The sequence below is a fragment of the Rhizobium sp. YTU87027 genome (genome assembly GCF_050644135.1).
GTDB lineage: Bacteria > Pseudomonadota > Alphaproteobacteria > Rhizobiales > Rhizobiaceae > Rhizobium.
Window position 1 is genome coordinate 369,416 of the sequence record NZ_CP098443.1, and the last position, 18,105, is coordinate 387,520.

The following is an 18,105-nucleotide window of genomic DNA, read 5'->3' on the forward strand; positions in this document are numbered from 1 at the left end:
CATGGAAGGGCGAAGATGGACATTAACTACGCGTAATCTGCCAATTACGCCGTTAGGGCCTGTAACAGTATGTGTAGAGGCTCGTTTGCGGTGACGTATTGGTCAAGGAATGCTTCTAACTCATCGGCTTCTCCTAGCACATCGAATGTTCACGTCCTTCCATTGCGACCCAGCTTGCCTTCAGGCAGGGCAGCGCGAAACGCTTTCTGATAATCCTCACGCATCGTCTCGCCCAAATCTCCACCGAGCGTTAAAACGGGTGCGGTGATACGCTTGGATTCCATACCCTTGACCAACCGATCTATGCCTGTCGTGAAACGGCAGCCTCTGCGTATTGTGGATGGCACAGCAGATCCTCGGGAACATAGCGACCATGCTTATATGACTGCGCCGTTAGGATCGAGTGGAAACGACGTCGCGGTGACATGGCGAGAGAACCACGAACGAACGTGGCTTTCGAAGCTCCATGTTCAAGCAGAAGGGACGCGTTTTAACATTCAAGGCCGAGCGGTCTCCTGACTGCCCTCCAAGGGGCAACGTCAGTTGATGGCCCAAATGCAAGCGTCTGAAGTGAAATTGGCAGTTTCGGCGTAGCACTTGTCAGCTCAAGGCGACGCCGGCCTCATCGCGAGCAGCTATGTTGATCTCAATTCGCGGTACCAACGAAAGGTGCCAAACGTCAGGAGCGTTCGGATCGCGGCGTTGGGTGAAGCAATCATCGGAGGATCAATAGTGAGCAAAAACACCATTAACTGGGATCGCGTAAAGCACCGGGTCAGCAAGGAAAATGTCCGGACGTATTGGCGCCCGTATGCCGCACCGACAATAATGTCGGCGGGAGACAGCCTGATCTCCGGCGCGCCTCAGATGCCCCGCTGGGACCCCCTACCGAAAGCTGCAGTTTCAGTCGCGATCAACGGCGCGTTCTTCACGAAGGCCGAAAATCCGAACCAGGCTCAGACCCCCGACGAGATCATCCGCTCTGCAAAGGAGTGCATCGCTGAAGGTGCTCAGATCATCCACATTCACGTTCGTGACGAGGGTGGTCACAATGTGCTTGACGTCGACAGGTTCAGCGAAGTCCTTGGCCGGCTGAAAGCCGACCATCCCGAAATCGCGCTCGATGCCTGCCTTGTCGCTGTCAATGACGAAGAAAGCAAGGCCATGCAGGAAGTCATCGATCGAAGGCTGGTCAGTGCGGTTCCGGTAAACACGACGGCACTGATCTTGGGCGACAACCTGTTTGTTAAGCCGCCGCACGCCATCATAGAGAAGACACGCATGGTCATGGACGCGGGACTTGTGCCGCAGCTTGCGGTTTATACTGACGGTGATGTCGACAACGCCCGGCGCCTTCTGATTGACAGTGGCTTGGTAAAGGGCCCGTTGACTTGGCTTCTCCTGGCTGGCCTCCCGGGATGCTCGCCCATGTACTCGCCCCAAAGCATGATCGACGGGCTTGTCCGTCAAGTTGGCCTCATCCGCCAGGTTGACCCGGGCGCAAATATCATCGTCTGCGCAGGTGGGCGCGCCAGCCTTCATTTGGCAAACCTCGCGCTTTTGATGGGTCTGCACATTCGTGTGGGCATGGAAGACACGGTGTGGAAATGGCCGCACCGCGATGATCTCATCCAGCGAAATGTCGATGCGTTCTGTATCGCGAGGACCATGGTGGACGCTGTCGGTCGCGAGCTCATGTCGGCCGAGGAATTCCGACAGATGTGCGGAATTTCCTCTGGTATTTCCCGCGGTAATGCAGCCGCTGCCGAGTGAGGTGCTTGCTATGAGGGAGGAGAACAGCAAACATAACGGTGTCCCCACATTGGGGACATTCGATCCAACCGCCAATCGGGACCGCTGGAACATCCCTCTCGGCGCCTTTGAGGAGGGGCGCTGGAAGGTTGACCAAACTATCAATGAGACCAAACAAGAACCGGGGAGGCTGCACGTGCGCTACTCCGCACGGCCAGCCACCTATGACGCATTGTTCCGAGCGAGCGTGGAGCGTTTTCCAGAGCGGGAGGCCGTCATCTGCGGTGAACGACGTGTCAGCTATCGGCAACTTGACACTCTTGTGGAAAATGCCGCTTGCGGCCTCCTTCACGCGGGCCTGTGTAAAGGCGATCGTGTCGCGATCATGCTGGACAATCGCCTCGAGTATTTCGTGGCGATCTTGGCGGTTGTCCGGGCGGGCGGTATAGCTATCCCACTGGGTACCCGTCTCGGACCCGCCGACGTTGAGTACATCGTCTGTGATGCCACACCGGTGTTTGCGATAACGGGTCAACAGTGGCTCGACAAGTTTCCGACTGAGGGAGGACCAAGCCGGATCTTTGTTGTTGACGCGGACGCGGCCTCGGACGACCACTTCGATAGGCTCACCAAGTCGTCGCCTAAAGCTCTACCGGCTTTGGAGAGCGAGGCGCTGATGATGATCATCTTTACGTCAGGGACCACAGGCAAGCCGAAGGGTGCATGCCTGACACACACGAATTTTGTCCATACCTGCCTGCATTATCTGTATGCGCTTGCTATCGACAGACCGCAGAAGAGCCTTCTGGCGGTTCCCGCCACTCACATCGCAGGTTTCGGCCCGCTGGCTTCTGTCACGTTGGCATCAGGCGGCACGCTCGTCATGGCACGTGAATTCAAGGTGGCGCCCATCCTTGAGCTCATGGTGCGAGAGCAAATTACCTATGCGGTCCTCGTCCCGGCGATGTACCAACTGCTTGCAATGGCACCGAACGTTCAAGACTACGACCTGTCAGCTTGGAAATACGGGGTCTATGGTGGGGCCATCATGCCGCCGGCCGTCATCAACCGGTTTCGTCAGATTGTGCCCGGCCTCCGAATGATCAATGCATATGGGGCGACCGAGACATGCGCGGTTTGCACCATAATGCCTCCGGAGCTGACGTCGTCTGCGCCCGCGAGCGTGGGATTGCCGCTTGAGTGCGACGAAATTCTTATCGTCGACTCAGACGGCAAGCCGGTTGCAGACGGCGAGTCGGGCGAACTCTGGATACGTGGGCCGAACGTGAGTCCAGGTTACTGGAATAACGAAAAGGCAACCCTGCTGTCTTTCGAGAATGGCTTTTGGAAGAGCGGCGATATTGGCAAGAGAGACACCTGCGGCCTGATTTATGTCCATGACCGCCTCAAGGACATGATTAACCGGGGCGGCTTCAAGGTTTTCAGTGCTGAAGTTGAAAACTCGTTAATGGAGCATCCTGAAGTCGACGATTGCGCAGTCGTCGGCGTGCCGGACCCTGTCCTTGGTGAAAAGACGTTTGCGTTTGTAAAGCGCCGATCGGACGCTGTCACCGACAGTACGCTACGCGCCTACCTTCTGCAAAAGATCGCTGACTACAAGGTGCCCGATTTTTGGCTGGTCGGCGACGATGCGGTTCCGAGAAATCAGAATGGGAAAGTCCAGAAGGCTGAAGTGAGGGAGCTCGCTAGGAGCCTCCACGCATCATAGGAATTTCGCGTCATCTGGCGCGATTAAGGTGAGATCCATAGCAAACGGAGGAGACACAATGTCTGGATCAGTAAAGGACAAAATCATCATCGTAACTGGCGCTGGTCGGGGTCTTGGCGCCGGCATCGCCGGTGATCTTGCTCGCAATGGTGCGAAGGTAGCGGTTGCCGATTTGAATGCGGACAACGCCGCTTCAGTCGCCGAGCAGATCAAGCAGGCTGGCGGTGACGCGATGTCTGTCGCGGCTGACGTTTCCGACCGTCAGCAAGTCAAGGCAATGCTCGCGAAGGTCGTGGAGAAGTTTGGCCGTCTCGACGTCCTGTTCAATAATGCCGGCATCAGCCAAACTTGCCCCTTCATGGAAGTCACGGAAGATGACTTCAACCGCATCATGAGGATTAACGGCCTTGGCGTCCTAATCGGCACCCAAGAGGCTGCCCGGCAGATGATCAAGCAGGGCCATGGTGGCAAGATCATCAACACGGCATCGATTGCAGGAAAACAGGGTTGGCCGGACTATGCCCACTACTGCGCATCAAAGTTTGCAGTGGTGTCGCTCACGCAATCGGCTGCCCGTTCCTTTGCCAAGCACGGAATCACCGTCAATTGCTTCAGCCCGGGCGTCGTCGCAACTGAACTCTGGAAGCAACTCGATGACGACGCTTTGCAGCACGGGATCACTTCCAAGCCGGAGCAGCTGATCACCGAGTTTTCTGCGAACATTCTACTGGGCCGGGTGTCGGTCCCGAAGGATGTCGTCGGGACAACGACGTTTCTGGCCTCCGATGCTTCCGACTACATCACCGGCCAGACCATCATGGTCGATGGCGGCATGGTTCTGATTTAGACGATTTTTCAACCGCTTGGCTTTCCTGGGGAGGGAGAGCCAAGTAACCGGGAGGAGTGAAGTATGACCATCCGTTCAATGTTCGCAGCGTTTTTGGCGACCAGCTTCTTGTTTGGTGCCGGCCAGAGCCTCGCCGAAACTGGCGAGGATCTTATGAAAAGCCGATTGGGTACAACGGAGGTTGATCCGGCCATCGCCAAATCGCTCGAAATTGCTGCAAAGCCCTTGACGCCTGAACTGCAGGCAAAGGCTTTGGAGTGCTGGAAGAGCGATACTTGCGACACCGGCAGTGGCGGGAAACTCAAGATCGCCTATGCCGACGGCTTCGGTGAAAACGTTTGGCGACGCGTAACCAAAATGGAGTTCATCCAGCAAGCGCTTGCCTACCCAGAAATTGGAAAGATCCAATATTCATCGGCGCGCGGTGATGTCTCGAAAGCCATTGCAGATATGAACGCTTTCATCGCCCAAGGCGTCGACATCATCGTTCTTTACGCTGACGCTGGGCCGGCACTTCTGCCGGTGGTGCGTGAAGCCAAGGAAGCGGGCATAACTGTCGTCTTGAATAACGGCCAGGAAGTCGGCACTGCAGGCGAAGACTACGCGAGCACCGTTCACGAAGACCTTTGCGAGCTTGGCCATCAAATGGTGAAGGCGGTTGTCGCCGACAAGGCGGGAGCTAAATCTATCGTCGCCCTCGGCGGCACGCCGGGCAACACGCTGAGTTCGACATGGCAAGGCTGTGCCCAGGAAGAGGCAGACTCTTCTTCCATCAAAATCCTAGCGAAGATGGACACGAATTGGACGCAGGAAGGCACTTTCCAAGCGGTATCCGCTGCGCTCGCCCAGTATGGCGACTTTGACGGCTGGGCTTACGAATATGCCGATGGTTTCCGAGCTGCGATGCGCGCTTACCAAGCCGCCAACAAACCTGTCGATACAGTCGTATCGCTCCGAACGGATGAACAAGGCCTGTTCTGCGATTGGGAAGCCGCCAAGAACCCCAGGTTCCGGATCTATTATTCGGCTTCCGGCTCTACGATTACCGCCCGCTTCGCCGTTACCGCTGCAATGATGGCAAAGACGGGCGAGACCGTCTCCACCTGGGTTAAGGTCCCCTTCTCAATGAAGGCGGTCAAGGACGGCCTCTGCGACAAAAACCTCCCAATGGAAACGCCTGTTTCGACCATCGTGAACGCGGATACGCTCAAGGCAATGTTCCCGAACTGAGATACCTCCCAAGCGGGTCGGCGCGTTGAGTGTCGGCCCGTTTTTGTTTGGTTCCATAATTTGAATTTGCGTAGGAGGCCGCAATGACCACGCCCGTTCTGAAGCTGCAGGGAGTGTCGAAAACATATCCCGGCGTACGCGCACTGGACCAAGTGAACCTGGAATGCTTGCCGGGTGAGGTTCATGCGATTCTCGGCGGGAACGGCTCTGGAAAGAGCACGTTAATGAAGATCGCCAGCGGCGTGGTCAAGCCGGATGGGGGGACTGTCGAAATCGCCGGCAATAGGCTTCTTAGAGCAGACCCGCGGGCTGCATCTGATTTCGGCCTTGCGACGGTTTACCAGGACGATTCGCTTGTTTTGGAAATGACTGTAGCCCAAAATCTTTTCATGGCAGCGAAAGCGGGCTCGGTTGCCTTCGCTGAAATGAATAGTTGGGCTTCCAAAAGGCTTGCAGCCCACGGGCTTAAGATCGACCCGCAGGCCGTCGTCGCAGAACTATCTCCAGCACAACGTCAATTTATTGAAATCATCAAGGCGCTGCAGTCTGAACCCAAAGTGCTGCTGCTTGACGAACCGACGTCCACGCTAGACGCTGACGGTGTACGAAAATTGGCTGCCATCATTGCTGATCTGAGGGCACGGGGAACGTGCATCATTTATGTGAGCCACCGACTTCCAGAAATTTTGGAGCTCGCCAGCCGTATTACTGTCCTGCGCGACGGTGTTCATCGCGGTACGTTTGATGTGACCAGCGACCTCTCAGAGCATGACCTTATAACCTTCATGGTCGGCCGCGAAATCGATGTGGAATATGGCGTCAAATGTACGAACACATCGAATCAGCCGGTGTTGGTTGTCGATCGTCTGTCTGGTGATGCGTTTCAGGACATTTCCTTCTCTTCACAGGTGGGTGAGATCATCGGCTTTGCCGGCGCGGAGGGCAACGGACAGAGGGAGGCGATGCGCGCCCTGGTCGGCTTGGAGGAAGCAGAGGGCCAAGTGTTTTGTGCTGGCCGACAAGTGTCTCGGGTATCGCCAGGCGCTGCATTGGACAGCGGTGTTCTCTTTCTCAGCTCGGATCGCAAGGGGGAGGCAATTTTCCCCGAGCTTGGGGTCGGCAGGAACATGGTGCTGCCCCTTCTCGGGGCATTCACTTGGTTTGGCATGCTGTCGCGCAGACGCGAGACAGAACAAGCACGTACGATGAAAAGGGATTTTGGCGTCGTGGCAGCCGATCTTGAGATGCCGGTTATCGGTCTTTCCGGCGGTAACCAGCAAAAGGCCGTTCTCGCAAGAAGCTTCAGGTCCGGCGCCAAAGTCTTTCTCATCGACGAGCCAACTCAAGGCGTAGACGCAGGAGCCCGCTTCGAAATTTACAAGGCAATCCGGGAGAATATCAGTGAGGGAGGGACGTGCGTGGTCAATTCCTCCGATGCCCAAGAATTGGCTGGGATCTGTGATCGCGTTTTCGTTTTTTCCCGCGGTCGGATTGTCAAGGAATTGAGCGGAGAGTCCGTTACAGAAGAGACAATTGTCTCGAGCTTTCTCACTGCAAGGAATGCCCGGGACAACAAACGTGGCCAGCCGCCGCAAGAAGTACTCGGTACACTTCAGCGGATCGTTTCCGGGAGCTCGCCCTGGTGGATTCCGATCCTATTCTTGATCGGGCTTATCGTGCTGGTCTGCGCTTACGCAGCAACGCACAGTGATGTGTTCCTAAAGCCGATTAATTTTCGCCACCTTCTTCTCGCACTGACCCCGGTTGGTTTTGTTGCCATGGCCCAGCTTCAGGCGCTTGTCGTGCGAGGCATCGATGTGTCGGTTGGATCTCTAATGAGTTTGATTGTTGTTACGATGTCCTTCATGATTGGCGCAGGGATCAGTCCTTCCGCAATGGCGGTCGGCGTGATCGGCTGCCTTTGTGTTGGAGCAATCGCGGGTTTCGCAAACGGAAGCTTGGTACGCTTCGGGCGGATAAACCCGGTCATCGCGACGATCGCGACCCTGAGCATCATGCAGGGATTGGCTCTTGTTGGTCGACCGACACCAGGCGGTGTCCTCAATGGTCAGTTCACATCATTTTTGCGAACCTGCATCGGCTTTGTGCCCGTATCGACCGGTATCCTCGTCGTCGCGGCGATCGTAGGCGATTTCTGGCTGCATCGCACCAAATCCGGCTTATTCGCGAAGGCTGTGGGTTTCCGTGAGGAATCAGCACGACGAAACGGCGCACCAACGACCTGGATCCATCTTCGGGCATATGCGCTCACTGCACTGACCGCTGCTGTCGCGGGTCTTTTCCTTGGTGCCGAGGTCGCTGTCGGCCATCCAACCGTGGGGCAAAACTACGCGCTCTTGAGCATAGCTGCAGCTGTTCTCGGCGGAGCGGCGCTTAGCGGAGGGAGAGGCTCTTTCTCTGGCGCACTGCTTGGGGCTTTTTTCTTCACCCTTATGACGAACGTGATCTCGGTGCTTGGGTTGAACTCCGCATTCGGCGTAATCGCATCCGGCGCGATGACGCTGATCGCGATCTTTCTTTATACCGGAGCTTCAGGGTTCGATCGACTGCTTAAAGGTCTTTCAAAGCAAAAGCGGGCGGTGGAGGTTTGACCATGCCCTCTGAGCAACTTGACAACCTTGCCTCTGGTGTCGGCGCCGCTGCTTCCAGTAAATCCGCCGCGAATCAAAGACCGCGACGCTCCGCCCTCGCGAGACTGGAGGGGCGATTCCTCACCATCTGGATCGCTCTTGGTATTTTGTTGGTGGCCGATGCAATCTTCCTGCCGAAAAGCCTCGATGGCACGACCCTCCTGGCTGTGTCTCCTTTCTCGGCTTTCCTTGCAATAGCGGCAATCGGACAAGCCACGGTAATCATGGCTCGTGGCATCGACCTGTCGGCGCCCGCCATCATTACGCTGTCGAGCTCGATACTGATTGGCGTTTCGGGAGGGAGCGATGAGCGACTGTGGATCGCCGTAGTCGCAGCATTGCTAGGGGCGGTATTCGTCGGCACCATTAACGGCTTGTCGATCGTCTTCTTGAAGTTGAATGCTCTAATAGTCACTTTGGCTGTTGGCGCCATCGTGACAGGATTGACGATATGGTATCGTCAAAGCTTCGGGGCCGAGTCCCCTGTGCCCCCAAGCCTGGCCGAGTTCGGGAACGGACGCATATTCGGTGTTCCGACGGCGGTGGCAATCGCTTCAGTCATAACATTGATCGCGGTTTTACTTTTGACCAAAACCGTATGGGGCCGGAAGTTCGAGGCATCAGGCTGCAATCCGGACGCTGCGTTTATCATTGGGATCAATGTAAAGCTCTATCAAGCCGGGGCTTATGCTATTGCCGGGCTAATATACGGAATAGCTGCGGTTTTGCTTGCTGGGTTCATCGGAAATCCGACGCTCGATGCAGGAAACCCGTACTTCATGGCGCCTATTGCCGCAGCGGTTCTCGGAGGCGTTGCGATGACTGGCGGCATTGGCAACATGCTCTCTGTTTCTATAGCCGCTATTTTTCTCATACAGCTAGACCAGTCTCTCAAGATGCTCGGTCTTCCCACATCGTGGCAGTTGGTTATTCAGGGCGTGGCAATTGGCGCCGGCATGTGGCTATCTGAGATAACATCAACGACCCGACGTGGCTGAAGAGTGACTGCGAGAAGCTGTAATGCTACGCCGGTGCTTCATCCAAAGGCTGCATGCAGCGGCCTTTGGATTGTGAAAGAATGATGAAAGTCACCTTGACAAAAAGCTAACGAACGTTAGTATGTATCCCGCAAATATTACTTCGTAGAAAAACCAAAGGGGAACGCGAAGTATGGACGCTAAGAGCCCAAGCATTGCTGTCGTCGGCAGTGGACCGTCTGGTTGCTACGCCGCTCAGTTTCTTAGAAAGAAATGGCCGGATTCGGAGGTTGTTGTCTTCGAAGCCTTGCCCGTTCCGTACGGACTGATTCGATACGGGGTTGCTCCCGATCATCAGGGCAACAAATCGGTCACCCAACAATTCGACCGACTTTTCGAACGTGACGGAATTCAGTTTGTCGGCAACATCACCGTCGGCAGGGACGTTCCCTTTGAGGAACTGCGCAGCAGTTTTGACGTCGTAATCCTCGCCACCGGCTTGGAGAGTGACCGGCGCCTGCAGATGGGTGGCGATGGGCGGCACGGTCCTACTATCGGCGCAGGCTCTCTGCTCAAAGCGCTCAACGGTCATCCGGTCTTTGATGGGCCGAAACATTCGAACGGCTTGCCCCGGCATCTCGGGAGCAAGGTTGCGGTCGTCGGCAATGGCAACGTTGCAATGGATGTCATCCGCCTTCTAGCGAAGCGCAATGAGCATCTTGTCGGCTCGGATGTAGCCGACAGCAGACTTAAGTTTCTTCGCACGGAAGGCATCGAGCGCATCGATGTCATCGGTCGCTCGCCCGCGTCGCTGGCCAAGTTTGACCTGTCGATGCTGAAAGAAATAGTATCCCTTTCCCACGTCAAAGTGGTTGCGACTGGCCTTGACCATGTAGCGGATGATCCGGTCAGCGCGCTTCTTTTGCGAACTATGGCAGATCATTCCATACGATTGAATTCAAGCGCAATCACGGTTTGTTTTCATTTCAATGCCCGCCCTTCGGCCGTGCGAACCATGGGCGAGACGGACCTGCTTACAGTCGAGCAAGGAGAACTTCCCACCCACCTTGAGCTTGAAGTGGACTGCATTGTCACCGCAATCGGATTCGAGAGAGCCGGCTCGAATCAAGATGAATGGAGCGGCATAAACGTCTTCAAGGTTGGCTGGCTAAACAGCGGCGGAAAAGGCGCCATCGCCGCGAATAGGCGGGATGCAAAGGATGTTGTCGACACGATCATCCACGCGTTTGACTCCGGAGAGCTTCGGGTCGGCGATGGCGAAGGCATTTCAAGCCTAGCAGACTTTATTGGCGACAAAGCCGTTTCGTTCAGCGGTTGGCGGAAGATCGATGACTGGGAACGCGCAAATGCGCTGGAGGGGCGTTGCCGACAGAAAATCTTGAACGTTGCGGAGATGATCGACGTCGCCACGTCGTAGCAACTCTTAAAGCTTCGCGGTGTCGGCAAGGACGGTCACATCGGGGCATGGGATCAATGCGTAAGGATAGGCAAATGGAAGCGGTAGCTCAAATCCAAGATGAATACTTGCCATGGGCAGACGAGAATTACAGGCAAAACCCTTATCCGTGGTACGAGCGAGTTCGTCAAGAACGGCCCGTGTACAAGATGGCTGACGGAACGTATGTCGTTTCCAGATATGACGACATCACGAAATACGGCAAACTCCCGATCATGACTATTGTCGATCCGGAATGGGTGCCCAAAGGACCTTGGGCGGCGCTCTCCAAAACAGTGCTCGGAGTCGACCCCCCCGTTCATACAACTCTTCGTCGACGTACCAACAAATGGTTTACGCCGAAGCTCGTCCAGACTTGGGTCGAAGCGGCGGAGAAGGCTGCGAACGATGCCTTAGATCGGATGTCACCTGGAGAAACTATCGAGGCTAACCTCGATCTAGGGGTATTTCCAACGCATGCAGCCATGTGTCGTGCTCTTCAGCTACCCACCGATGACGTGGCGCCTGTCCACGATTCAATGTTGAAGGCTATGGCTGCGCTAAGCTCTGTCGCCTCGAAGGAAGACGACGATCGGGCTGCCGTTGCCTTCGCTTACCTGCGAGGGCGCTCTATCGCGTTGGTCGCCTACAAGCGCGCCAATCCCGGAGATGGCCTCGCCGATGCTTTGATCGAGGCGGAAAAGGCCGGGGAGATGACAGAAGACGAGGTCATCCAGACGATTTCGCTATTCTGGGGGTCTGGAGGCCACAATCCGTCATTTTTCGTCAGTGCTGGAATTGAGTATTTCGCACGAAATCCCGAAATCTATCGCCTGTACCGGGAGCGTCCTGATCTGCGTGTTGGAATTCAGAATGAATTCCTGCGGTTGAATCCTCCTGAACTTTCCTTTGTTCGCTACCCAACCGAAGACGTGGAAATTCGCGGGGTCCAGATCAAGGCAGGTGAGCGAGTCCGCTTCCTTCTTGACGCCGCTAATCGAGATCCTGAAGTTTTCCCGGATCCCGACAAGCTAGACCCGCACAGACCCCTCGATGCCGCGCAGAACCTGAGCTTTGGCATTGGTCCACATGCGTGCGCGGGTCAGGTTATCAGTCGCGCGGAAGCTGATACGATCTTCAGGGTCATTGCCGATCGGATCGAGCGTATCGAAATGGCCGGAACTGCGGAGTATGACATTACCGACCGATCCCGCGCTTACGTCAAGCTACCGGTCCGGCTCTTCTAGTCATCAGAAGGCTTTTCGCCTGCCATTTATTCAAGCACCTTTTGATGCTGGTGGCAGGCGATAGCAGGAGCGTTTTGGGCAATAGTTCTAAGCACAAGAACCCGGCAGTCTTCGCCTCAATCTGTAGGCAATAAGACGATAGAGCCGGTTTGAAAGTTGTCCGTCGGCACTGACAAATCACCGGCGGGGGCCAGGAGGGGCCTGATATTATTCGCCGGTGTCTGGCGAGCAGGATTCGTTCGGCAACAGGGAGGAACTGTGATGCTGCATACAAGGGATACAGTTAAATACATCGCTGTGCGCGAAATGAACTACCACAATGGACAGTTTGTCGAACCGCATTCCCATCGGCGTGGCCAACTCATCTACGCGATCGCAGGTGTGATGGAGGTGGTCGTCGGAAACAAGCTTTGGCTTGTTCCACCGCAACGGGCGGTGTGGATGCCTCCCTCAATTGTACATCAAATGCGCGCCAGGGGCGCCGTGGAGCTAAGGACTGTCTACTTCTCGCCGGACGTTATCCCCCATACGTTCTCGGCGCAGCCTATGCTTGTATCTGTCAGCGCTTTGCTGCGTGAGCTTGTCTTGCGGAGTTTGGATTCACCGACAAATCATGACTCCTATGACCTGAAAAATCGCATACTAGCGCTCATACTTGATGAACTTGGCGTGCTCCTTCGCGAAGCAGAACACGCACTCCCGTTGGAGCTACAGCTTCCCCAATGTCAGGATCGGCGTCTTGGAAAGGTGTGCTCTGCCATACTTGAGGATCCCGGATGTCCACGGGGTCTAGACGAATGGGCTCAGTTGGTCGGAGCGTCAAAGAGGACCCTTGCTCGAAGATTCCAGTCCGAATTTGGAATGTCGTTTCTTGCGTGGCGTCAGCAGGTGAGAGTGGCGGCAGCTTCCTCTAGATTGGACCAAGGTGAGCCGGTGACGCTCGTTGCCGGAGATCTAGGGTACGAAACGCCGGCAGCCTTTTCAGCGATGTTCAGGCGCGTGACTGGTGTGACACCAAGTGGATACATCGCTCATTCACCGGCTCACAAGGTCGAGGAAATGTATGCATCTGCCTGAAACCAAAGTAAAACAGAGGTTGTCCCCGCCGCTGGCAGAGTGTAATCGTTCGTCCTTATGGAAAGGACGAACCGTGGCGTTATCGGAAAAAATCACGACAATTCTCGACGAACTACGCATCAGCATGGCGGCTTTCGATTTCTCGGATGTCGGCAGTAAGAGGCTGGCAATTCTAAATGTGTTCATGAGGTTGGCTGCTGCAAGGGGTTATGCGGCGATTACGATGCGCTCTATTGGGGCGGAACTTCGTATCAAGGCGCCCAGCATCTACTCGCACTTTCCGGGCGGCCGTGAGGAGATCACAGAATATTGCCTTCGTTGGCAATCGCGCGATTATGGCGAGTCCCTGCTAAAAGCTATCGAAAATGTTCGTAGCCATGACGAAATGTGGGACGCATTGGTTCGCAATCACTGCCGGCAGCAGCTCGATAACCCGAATAATCGTTTGTGGGACATGATCTTCGCATCCGACAAGGTCGGCCGCTTCCTGCCAGCAAATCTCCGCGCCGACATGGATGAGCGCGTGGACCTTTTTATCCGACTCTATGCGGCCGTTGGCGAGGCCTTAGGGTATGAAAACACGCGCGAAAAAGCGCGTGCAGTCATGAGTCTGATCGACTGCGCCGAGATCTGGTGTGACTGGACATCTGATATCGAGCTTCAGGACGCCGTGCTCGATAAAGCGGTCGCTTTTTCCCGGGGCATCCTGTCGTCAGACCTAGATACCCGTCGAATTTCGCGCATCGAAAAAGTTAGCGCCTAACTGTCTCCACCAGAGTATTCCAAATCACTTCGAAGTCGTCGCGCCCTTGATGCCGAGGGGGTACACGTCTCAACATCAATTCTTCACTTTGAACAATTTTCGAGGTGGCGTTCATTGCCGCGCTTTACAGCTCGAATGCATTGAAAGACCAACGTTCTTTCCATGTTTCTCCATCTATCTCTTACTCGAAGAAAACGGCCCAAGATGACTTTTGCGGCGTAGTGTTTGGCCGACTGGAATGCGCAATCGAGCGGGTCATCGTTTACGGTACCTTCCATCGTAGGCCACCTAGAGAAGCTTAGGCTGCCTGCAACTATGACCAATGGAGGATTTAGCGTGGAACAGAAGGTAGAATTTAAAAGCTGTGGCTACACCCTGAAGGGCGTGCTTACTCGCCCCGAAGGGAAGACTAATGTCCCTCTCGTGGTGATGGCTGGAGGATGGTGCTATACCAAGGAAATCGTTCTCCCAAACTACGCGAAGAAGTTTCACGACATCGGCTGCGCCACGCTGGCCTTTGACTATAGAAACTTCGGTGAAAGCGAAGGCGATGTCCGGCAGGATCTCAACCCCTGGGAGCAGATCGAGGACATCCGAAACGCGGTGTCGTATGCTGAAACGCTCGAAGGTATCGATCACAAGCGAATTGGCCTGATGGGCATCTCTTACGCTGGTGGACACGCAATCATCACCGGTGCCATCGAGCCTCGGCTTGCTTTTGTCATTTCAGCAGTTCCCGTTATTGACGGCTATTTGACCCTCCGTCGTTGCCACGGCGAAATGCGTTTCGAAGAACTTTTGCACCTGGTCGCCGCTGATCGGAAGAACCGTTACGAGGGCAAGCCTAGCGGCATCATTGCACAGTCGCCAAAGGAAGATCCGAGCAAGGAACTTACGGCGTGGCCGTTCCCGCATATTTATTCGGGCTTCATGGGCATTAAAGAAAAGTCGGCGCCTCTTCACGAGCACTGGACCACGATCGAATCCGTTGAATGGCTCCTGCGTTATCAGGTGAAGCCCTATGCCGAGCGTATCTACGAAACCCCGGTTCTTGTTGCGATCGCAAAGGGTGACAATATCACTTCGGCCGATCTGGAAATCGAGATGTTCAACGCCATCCCCAATCCGAACAAGTCGTTTGTCTCGGTTGGTGGCGTCGATCACATGAGCCTTTACACAAAGGCCGATCACCTGGAGAAAATTGGCCAGGCGTCTGCCGATTGGCTCAAGGAAACGCTCAAGAAGCTCTGACCTGGGATCCGTGAGAACTTTGAACATTGTCGCTCGGTCGGACTGCCCGACCGAGCCATCTCCTTGCGGAGGGGCGGTGAGAGCATTCGGTTTGCGACACCGAGTACGACGTGCGTGTGTTTCGATCAATTTGCGGGTTTCAACATGAGCAAAATATATTCTAGCGCGGCGCAGGCGTTGGAGGGACTGCTCTTCGATGGCATGAGGATAGCCGCAGGGGGGTTTGGTCTGTGCGGCATTCCTGAGCTGCTGATTGACGCAATTCTGGAGAGCGGAGCCAAGGACCTCTTGGTTGCCTCCAACAATGCCGGTGTCGACGGCTTCGGCTTGGGCAAGCTCCTGGAGACCAGGCAGATCAGGAAAATGATCTCTTCCTATGTCGGAGAGAACGCCGAATTCATGCGCCAATATCTGGCTGGCGAACTTGAGCTGGAATTCAATCCGCAGGGCACCTTGGCCGAACGAATGCGGGCGGGCGGCTCCGGGATCCCCGGTTTCTACACGAAAACCGGCGTCGGCACGTTGGTCGCCGAAGGCAAGGACCACAAGGAGTTCGACGGAGAAATCTATATTCTCGAACGCGGGATCATCGCCGACCTGGCGATCGTCAAGGCGTGGAAGGCCGATCCCACAGGTAATCTGGTCTTCAGAAAGACCGCTCGGAACTTCAATGTGCCGGCCGCCATGTGCGGGAAGGTTTGTGTCGCCGAGGTCGAGGAAATCGTGCCTGTAGGCTTTCTTGATCCGGACCACATCCATCTGCCCGGCATCTATGTGCACCGTCTCATCGAGGGGCCGCACGAGAAGCGCATCGAGAAAGTGACCACCCGCAAGCGTGAGGAGGCCTGAGATGGCTTGGGATCGTGATAAAATGGCGGCCCGTGCCGCCCAAGAACTGCAGGACGGCACCTATGTCAATCTCGGCATTGGCATCCCCACCCTGGTTCCGAACTTCATTCCATCAGGTGTCAATGTAATCCTGCAGTCGGAGAACGGTATGCTGGGCATGGGCCCGTTCCCTTTCGAGGGTGACGAGGATCCGGATCTGATCAATGCGGGAAAGCAGACCATCACCGAGCTGCCGGAGACGGCCTATTTCGACAGCGCGACGAGCTTCGGGATGATCCGCGGCGGCAAGATCGCGATGGCGATCCTGGGCGCCATGGAAGTGAGCGAAAAAGGTGACCTTGCTAACTGGATGATACCGGGAAAGCTGGTCAAGGGCATGGGCGGGGCCATGGACCTAGTTGCGGGAGTGCGCCGGGTTGTCGTAGTCATGGATCACACAAACAAGGCCGGCGAATCCAAGGTCTTGAAGGAGTGTACGCTCCCACTGACCGGCAAGGCCGTCGTCAACCGCATCATCTCCAATCTCGCAGTGCTCGACGTCGTGGATGGTGGCCTGCGAATCGTCGAGCTCGCCGACGGTGTTTCCGAACAGGACGTTCGCGATGCTACCGAAGCAAACATAACGGTCTGATTTAACTCCAACAATCTGCTGACCTCACGGCGGTCGGCTCATAAGCAGGGGACCTAGCAAGATGAGAATTGGCGTGCCGCGCGAGATCGTCGCCGCAGAGGCTCGGGTCGCATTGACTCCCGATAGCGCACTGCAACTACAAAAGATTGGATACCAGTGCCTGGTCGAGACAGGTGCCGGCAACGCTGCCGGATTTTCTGACGAAGCCTATGTTGCTGCCGGCGTCGAGATTATTCACTCGGCCGATGCGCTATGGTCCTCGTCGGATGTGATTGCAAAAGTTCGTCCGCCGGAAGCGGATGAGGTCGCGAAGCTGTCTTCTGGCAAGACACTGATCTCTTTCTTTTATCCGGCGCAGAACAAAGACCTGCTGGAGCAGGCACAGTTGACCGAAGCCAATGTCATTGCCATGGACATGGTGCCCCGCATCAGCCGCGCCCAGAAAATGGACGCGCTGTCATCGATGGCGAATATCGCCGGCTACCGAGCTGTGATTGAGGCTGGCAGCAATTTCGGCCGCTTTTTCACCGGCCAGGTGACGGCTGCGGGCAAGGTGCCGCCCGCCAAGGTTCTGGTCATCGGTGCTGGGGTTGCGGGGCTTGCCGCGATCGGCGCGGCGACCTCGCTCGGCGCTATCACCTATGCCTTTGACGTTCGCCCGGAAGTGGCCGAGCAGATCGAATCGATGGGGGCCGAGTTCGTCTATCTCGACTTCGAAGAACAACAGCAGGATGGTGCCGTGACCGGCGGTTATGCCGCGCCCTCGTCGCCTGAGTTTCGCGAGAAGCAACTCGCCAAGTTTCGCGAACTGGCTCCTGAGATAGACATCGTCATCACCACGGCGCTGATACCGGGACGTGATGCACCGAAGCTCTGGCTTGCCGACATGGTGGCCGCGATGAAGCCCGGTTCGGTCGTCGTCGACCTTGCCGCCGAGCGTGGCGGCAATTGCGACCTCACCGTAGCCGACCAGAAGATTGTGTCCGAGAATGGGGTAACCATTGTTGGCTATACGGACTTCCCGAGCCGGATGGCCGCCCAAGCCTCGATGCTCTATGCGACCAATATCCGCCACATGATGACCGACCTGACGCCGAACAAGGACGGCGCGGTGGTCCACAACATGGAAGACGACGTCATTCGGGGCGCGACGGTTGCGTTCCAGGGCGAGATCACCTTCCCGCCGCCGCCGCCCAAGGTACAGGCGATCGCGGCGGCCAAGCCGAAGGAAACGGTGAAGGAGCCAACACCTGAGGAAAAGCGGGCCAAGGAAGCCGCGGCCTTCAAGGCGCAGACGCGCAACCAGGCCGGGCTGCTGGTGATCGCGATCCTGCTCCTGCTCGTGGTCGGCGCCTATGCGCCGGAAAGCTTGATGAACCATTTCATCGTTTTCGTGCTCGCCTGCTTCATCGGCTTCTCGGTCATCTGGAATGTCAGCCATTCGTTGCATACGCCGCTGATGGCGGTGACAAACGCCATCAGCGGCATCGTCATCCTTGGCGCGCTGTTACAGGTCGGTTCTGGCAGTTGGCTCGTAGTGGTCTTGGCAGCCCTGTCGGTGCTGATCGCGACGATCAACATCGTCGGTGGCTTCCTTGTGACACGGCGCATGCTTGCCATGTTCCAGAAGTCTTAAGCGGGAAGG

The 18,105-nt window shown here is 56.1% G+C and carries 14 protein-coding genes; all 14 read left to right on the forward strand.

The window, feature by feature from the left end; all coding sequences use genetic code 11:
* Positions 1-732 precede the first annotated feature (732 nt).
* The 14 genes from NBG89_RS32320 (at position 733) to NBG89_RS32385 (ending at position 18,096) form a co-directional block, all read left to right on the forward strand.
* A complete protein-coding gene (locus NBG89_RS32320) occupies positions 733-1,773 on the forward strand; it encodes a 3-keto-5-aminohexanoate cleavage protein (RefSeq protein WP_431324683.1) in 1,041 nt (346 codons plus the stop codon).
* A 175-nt stretch (positions 1,774-1,948) separates the two neighbouring features.
* Positions 1,949-3,481 carry a class I adenylate-forming enzyme family protein gene (locus NBG89_RS32325; RefSeq protein ID WP_431324684.1) on the forward strand — a complete coding sequence of 511 codons (1,533 nt, stop codon included), beginning with the start codon at positions 1,949-1,951 and terminating at the stop codon, positions 3,479-3,481.
* Between the two features lie 58 nt (positions 3,482-3,539).
* Positions 3,540-4,328, forward strand: coding sequence for an SDR family NAD(P)-dependent oxidoreductase (locus NBG89_RS32330; protein ID WP_431324685.1), 789 nt, complete (start codon positions 3,540-3,542; stop codon positions 4,326-4,328).
* A 63-nt stretch (positions 4,329-4,391) separates the two neighbouring features.
* Entirely contained in the window at positions 4,392-5,558 is a 1,167-nt protein-coding gene (locus NBG89_RS32335; RefSeq protein ID WP_431324686.1) for a substrate-binding domain-containing protein, read from the forward strand.
* An 83-nt stretch (positions 5,559-5,641) separates the two neighbouring features.
* Positions 5,642-8,170 carry an ATP-binding cassette domain-containing protein gene (locus NBG89_RS32340; RefSeq protein WP_431324687.1) on the forward strand — a complete coding sequence of 843 codons (2,529 nt, stop codon included), beginning with the start codon at positions 5,642-5,644 and terminating at the stop codon, positions 8,168-8,170.
* Positions 8,171-8,172: 2 nt separating this feature from the next.
* On the forward strand, positions 8,173-9,207 hold the full coding sequence (locus tag NBG89_RS32345) for an ABC transporter permease (protein WP_431324688.1): 1,035 nt from the start codon (positions 8,173-8,175) through the stop codon (positions 9,205-9,207).
* A 172-nt stretch (positions 9,208-9,379) separates the two neighbouring features.
* Positions 9,380-10,624 (forward strand): FAD-dependent oxidoreductase, encoded by a 1,245-nt coding sequence (locus NBG89_RS32350; protein WP_431324689.1) that lies wholly within the window; start codon positions 9,380-9,382, stop codon positions 10,622-10,624.
* On the forward strand, positions 10,570-11,889 hold the full coding sequence (locus tag NBG89_RS32355) for a cytochrome P450 (RefSeq protein ID WP_431324690.1): 1,320 nt from the start codon (positions 10,570-10,572) through the stop codon (positions 11,887-11,889). The genes NBG89_RS32350 and NBG89_RS32355 overlap by 55 nt, the downstream gene beginning before the upstream one ends.
* A 306-nt stretch (positions 11,890-12,195) precedes the next feature.
* Positions 12,196-12,966 (forward strand): AraC family transcriptional regulator, encoded by a 771-nt coding sequence (locus tag NBG89_RS32360; RefSeq protein ID WP_431324959.1) that lies wholly within the window; start codon positions 12,196-12,198, stop codon positions 12,964-12,966.
* Positions 12,953-13,729, forward strand: coding sequence for a TetR/AcrR family transcriptional regulator (locus tag NBG89_RS32365; RefSeq protein ID WP_431324691.1), 777 nt, complete (start codon positions 12,953-12,955; stop codon positions 13,727-13,729). The genes NBG89_RS32360 and NBG89_RS32365 overlap by 14 nt, the downstream gene beginning before the upstream one ends.
* Positions 13,730-14,044: 315 nt before the next feature.
* Positions 14,045-14,980 (forward strand): alpha/beta hydrolase, encoded by a 936-nt coding sequence (locus NBG89_RS32370; RefSeq protein ID WP_431324692.1) that lies wholly within the window; start codon positions 14,045-14,047, stop codon positions 14,978-14,980.
* Positions 14,981-15,124: 144 nt separating this feature from the next.
* On the forward strand, positions 15,125-15,829 hold the full coding sequence (locus NBG89_RS32375; RefSeq protein ID WP_431324693.1) for a CoA transferase subunit A: 705 nt from the start codon (positions 15,125-15,127) through the stop codon (positions 15,827-15,829).
* A gap of 1 nt (position 15,830) precedes the next feature.
* Positions 15,831-16,460 carry a 3-oxoacid CoA-transferase subunit B gene (locus tag NBG89_RS32380; RefSeq protein ID WP_431324694.1) on the forward strand — a complete coding sequence of 210 codons (630 nt, stop codon included), beginning with the start codon at positions 15,831-15,833 and terminating at the stop codon, positions 16,458-16,460.
* A 61-nt stretch (positions 16,461-16,521) separates the two neighbouring features.
* Positions 16,522-18,096 (forward strand): Re/Si-specific NAD(P)(+) transhydrogenase subunit alpha, encoded by a 1,575-nt coding sequence (locus NBG89_RS32385; protein WP_431324695.1) that lies wholly within the window; start codon positions 16,522-16,524, stop codon positions 18,094-18,096.
* Positions 18,097-18,105: the final 9 nt, after the last annotated feature.

What these genes read in the sequence shown, in the direction of transcription:
- NBG89_RS32350 (WP_431324689.1), top strand. Translation starts at nt 9,380, where the DNA reads ATGGACGCTAAGAGCCCAAGCATTGCTGTCGTCGGCAGTGGACCGTCT.
- NBG89_RS32345 (WP_431324688.1), top strand. Translation starts at nt 8,173, where the DNA reads ATGCCCTCTGAGCAACTTGACAACCTTGCCTCTGGTGTCGGCGCCGCT.
- NBG89_RS32365 (WP_431324691.1), top strand. Translation starts at nt 12,953, where the DNA reads ATGCATCTGCCTGAAACCAAAGTAAAACAGAGGTTGTCCCCGCCGCTG.
- NBG89_RS32330 (WP_431324685.1), top strand. Translation starts at nt 3,540, where the DNA reads ATGTCTGGATCAGTAAAGGACAAAATCATCATCGTAACTGGCGCTGGT.
- NBG89_RS32380 (WP_431324694.1), top strand. Translation starts at nt 15,831, where the DNA reads ATGGCTTGGGATCGTGATAAAATGGCGGCCCGTGCCGCCCAAGAACTG.
- NBG89_RS32340 (WP_431324687.1), top strand. Translation starts at nt 5,642, where the DNA reads ATGACCACGCCCGTTCTGAAGCTGCAGGGAGTGTCGAAAACATATCCC.
- NBG89_RS32375 (WP_431324693.1), top strand. Translation starts at nt 15,125, where the DNA reads ATGAGCAAAATATATTCTAGCGCGGCGCAGGCGTTGGAGGGACTGCTC.
- NBG89_RS32370 (WP_431324692.1), top strand. Translation starts at nt 14,045, where the DNA reads ATGACCAATGGAGGATTTAGCGTGGAACAGAAGGTAGAATTTAAAAGC.
- NBG89_RS32385 (WP_431324695.1), top strand. Translation starts at nt 16,522, where the DNA reads ATGAGAATTGGCGTGCCGCGCGAGATCGTCGCCGCAGAGGCTCGGGTC.
- NBG89_RS32335 (WP_431324686.1), top strand. Translation starts at nt 4,392, where the DNA reads ATGACCATCCGTTCAATGTTCGCAGCGTTTTTGGCGACCAGCTTCTTG.
- NBG89_RS32360 (WP_431324959.1), top strand. Translation starts at nt 12,196, where the DNA reads ATGAACTACCACAATGGACAGTTTGTCGAACCGCATTCCCATCGGCGT.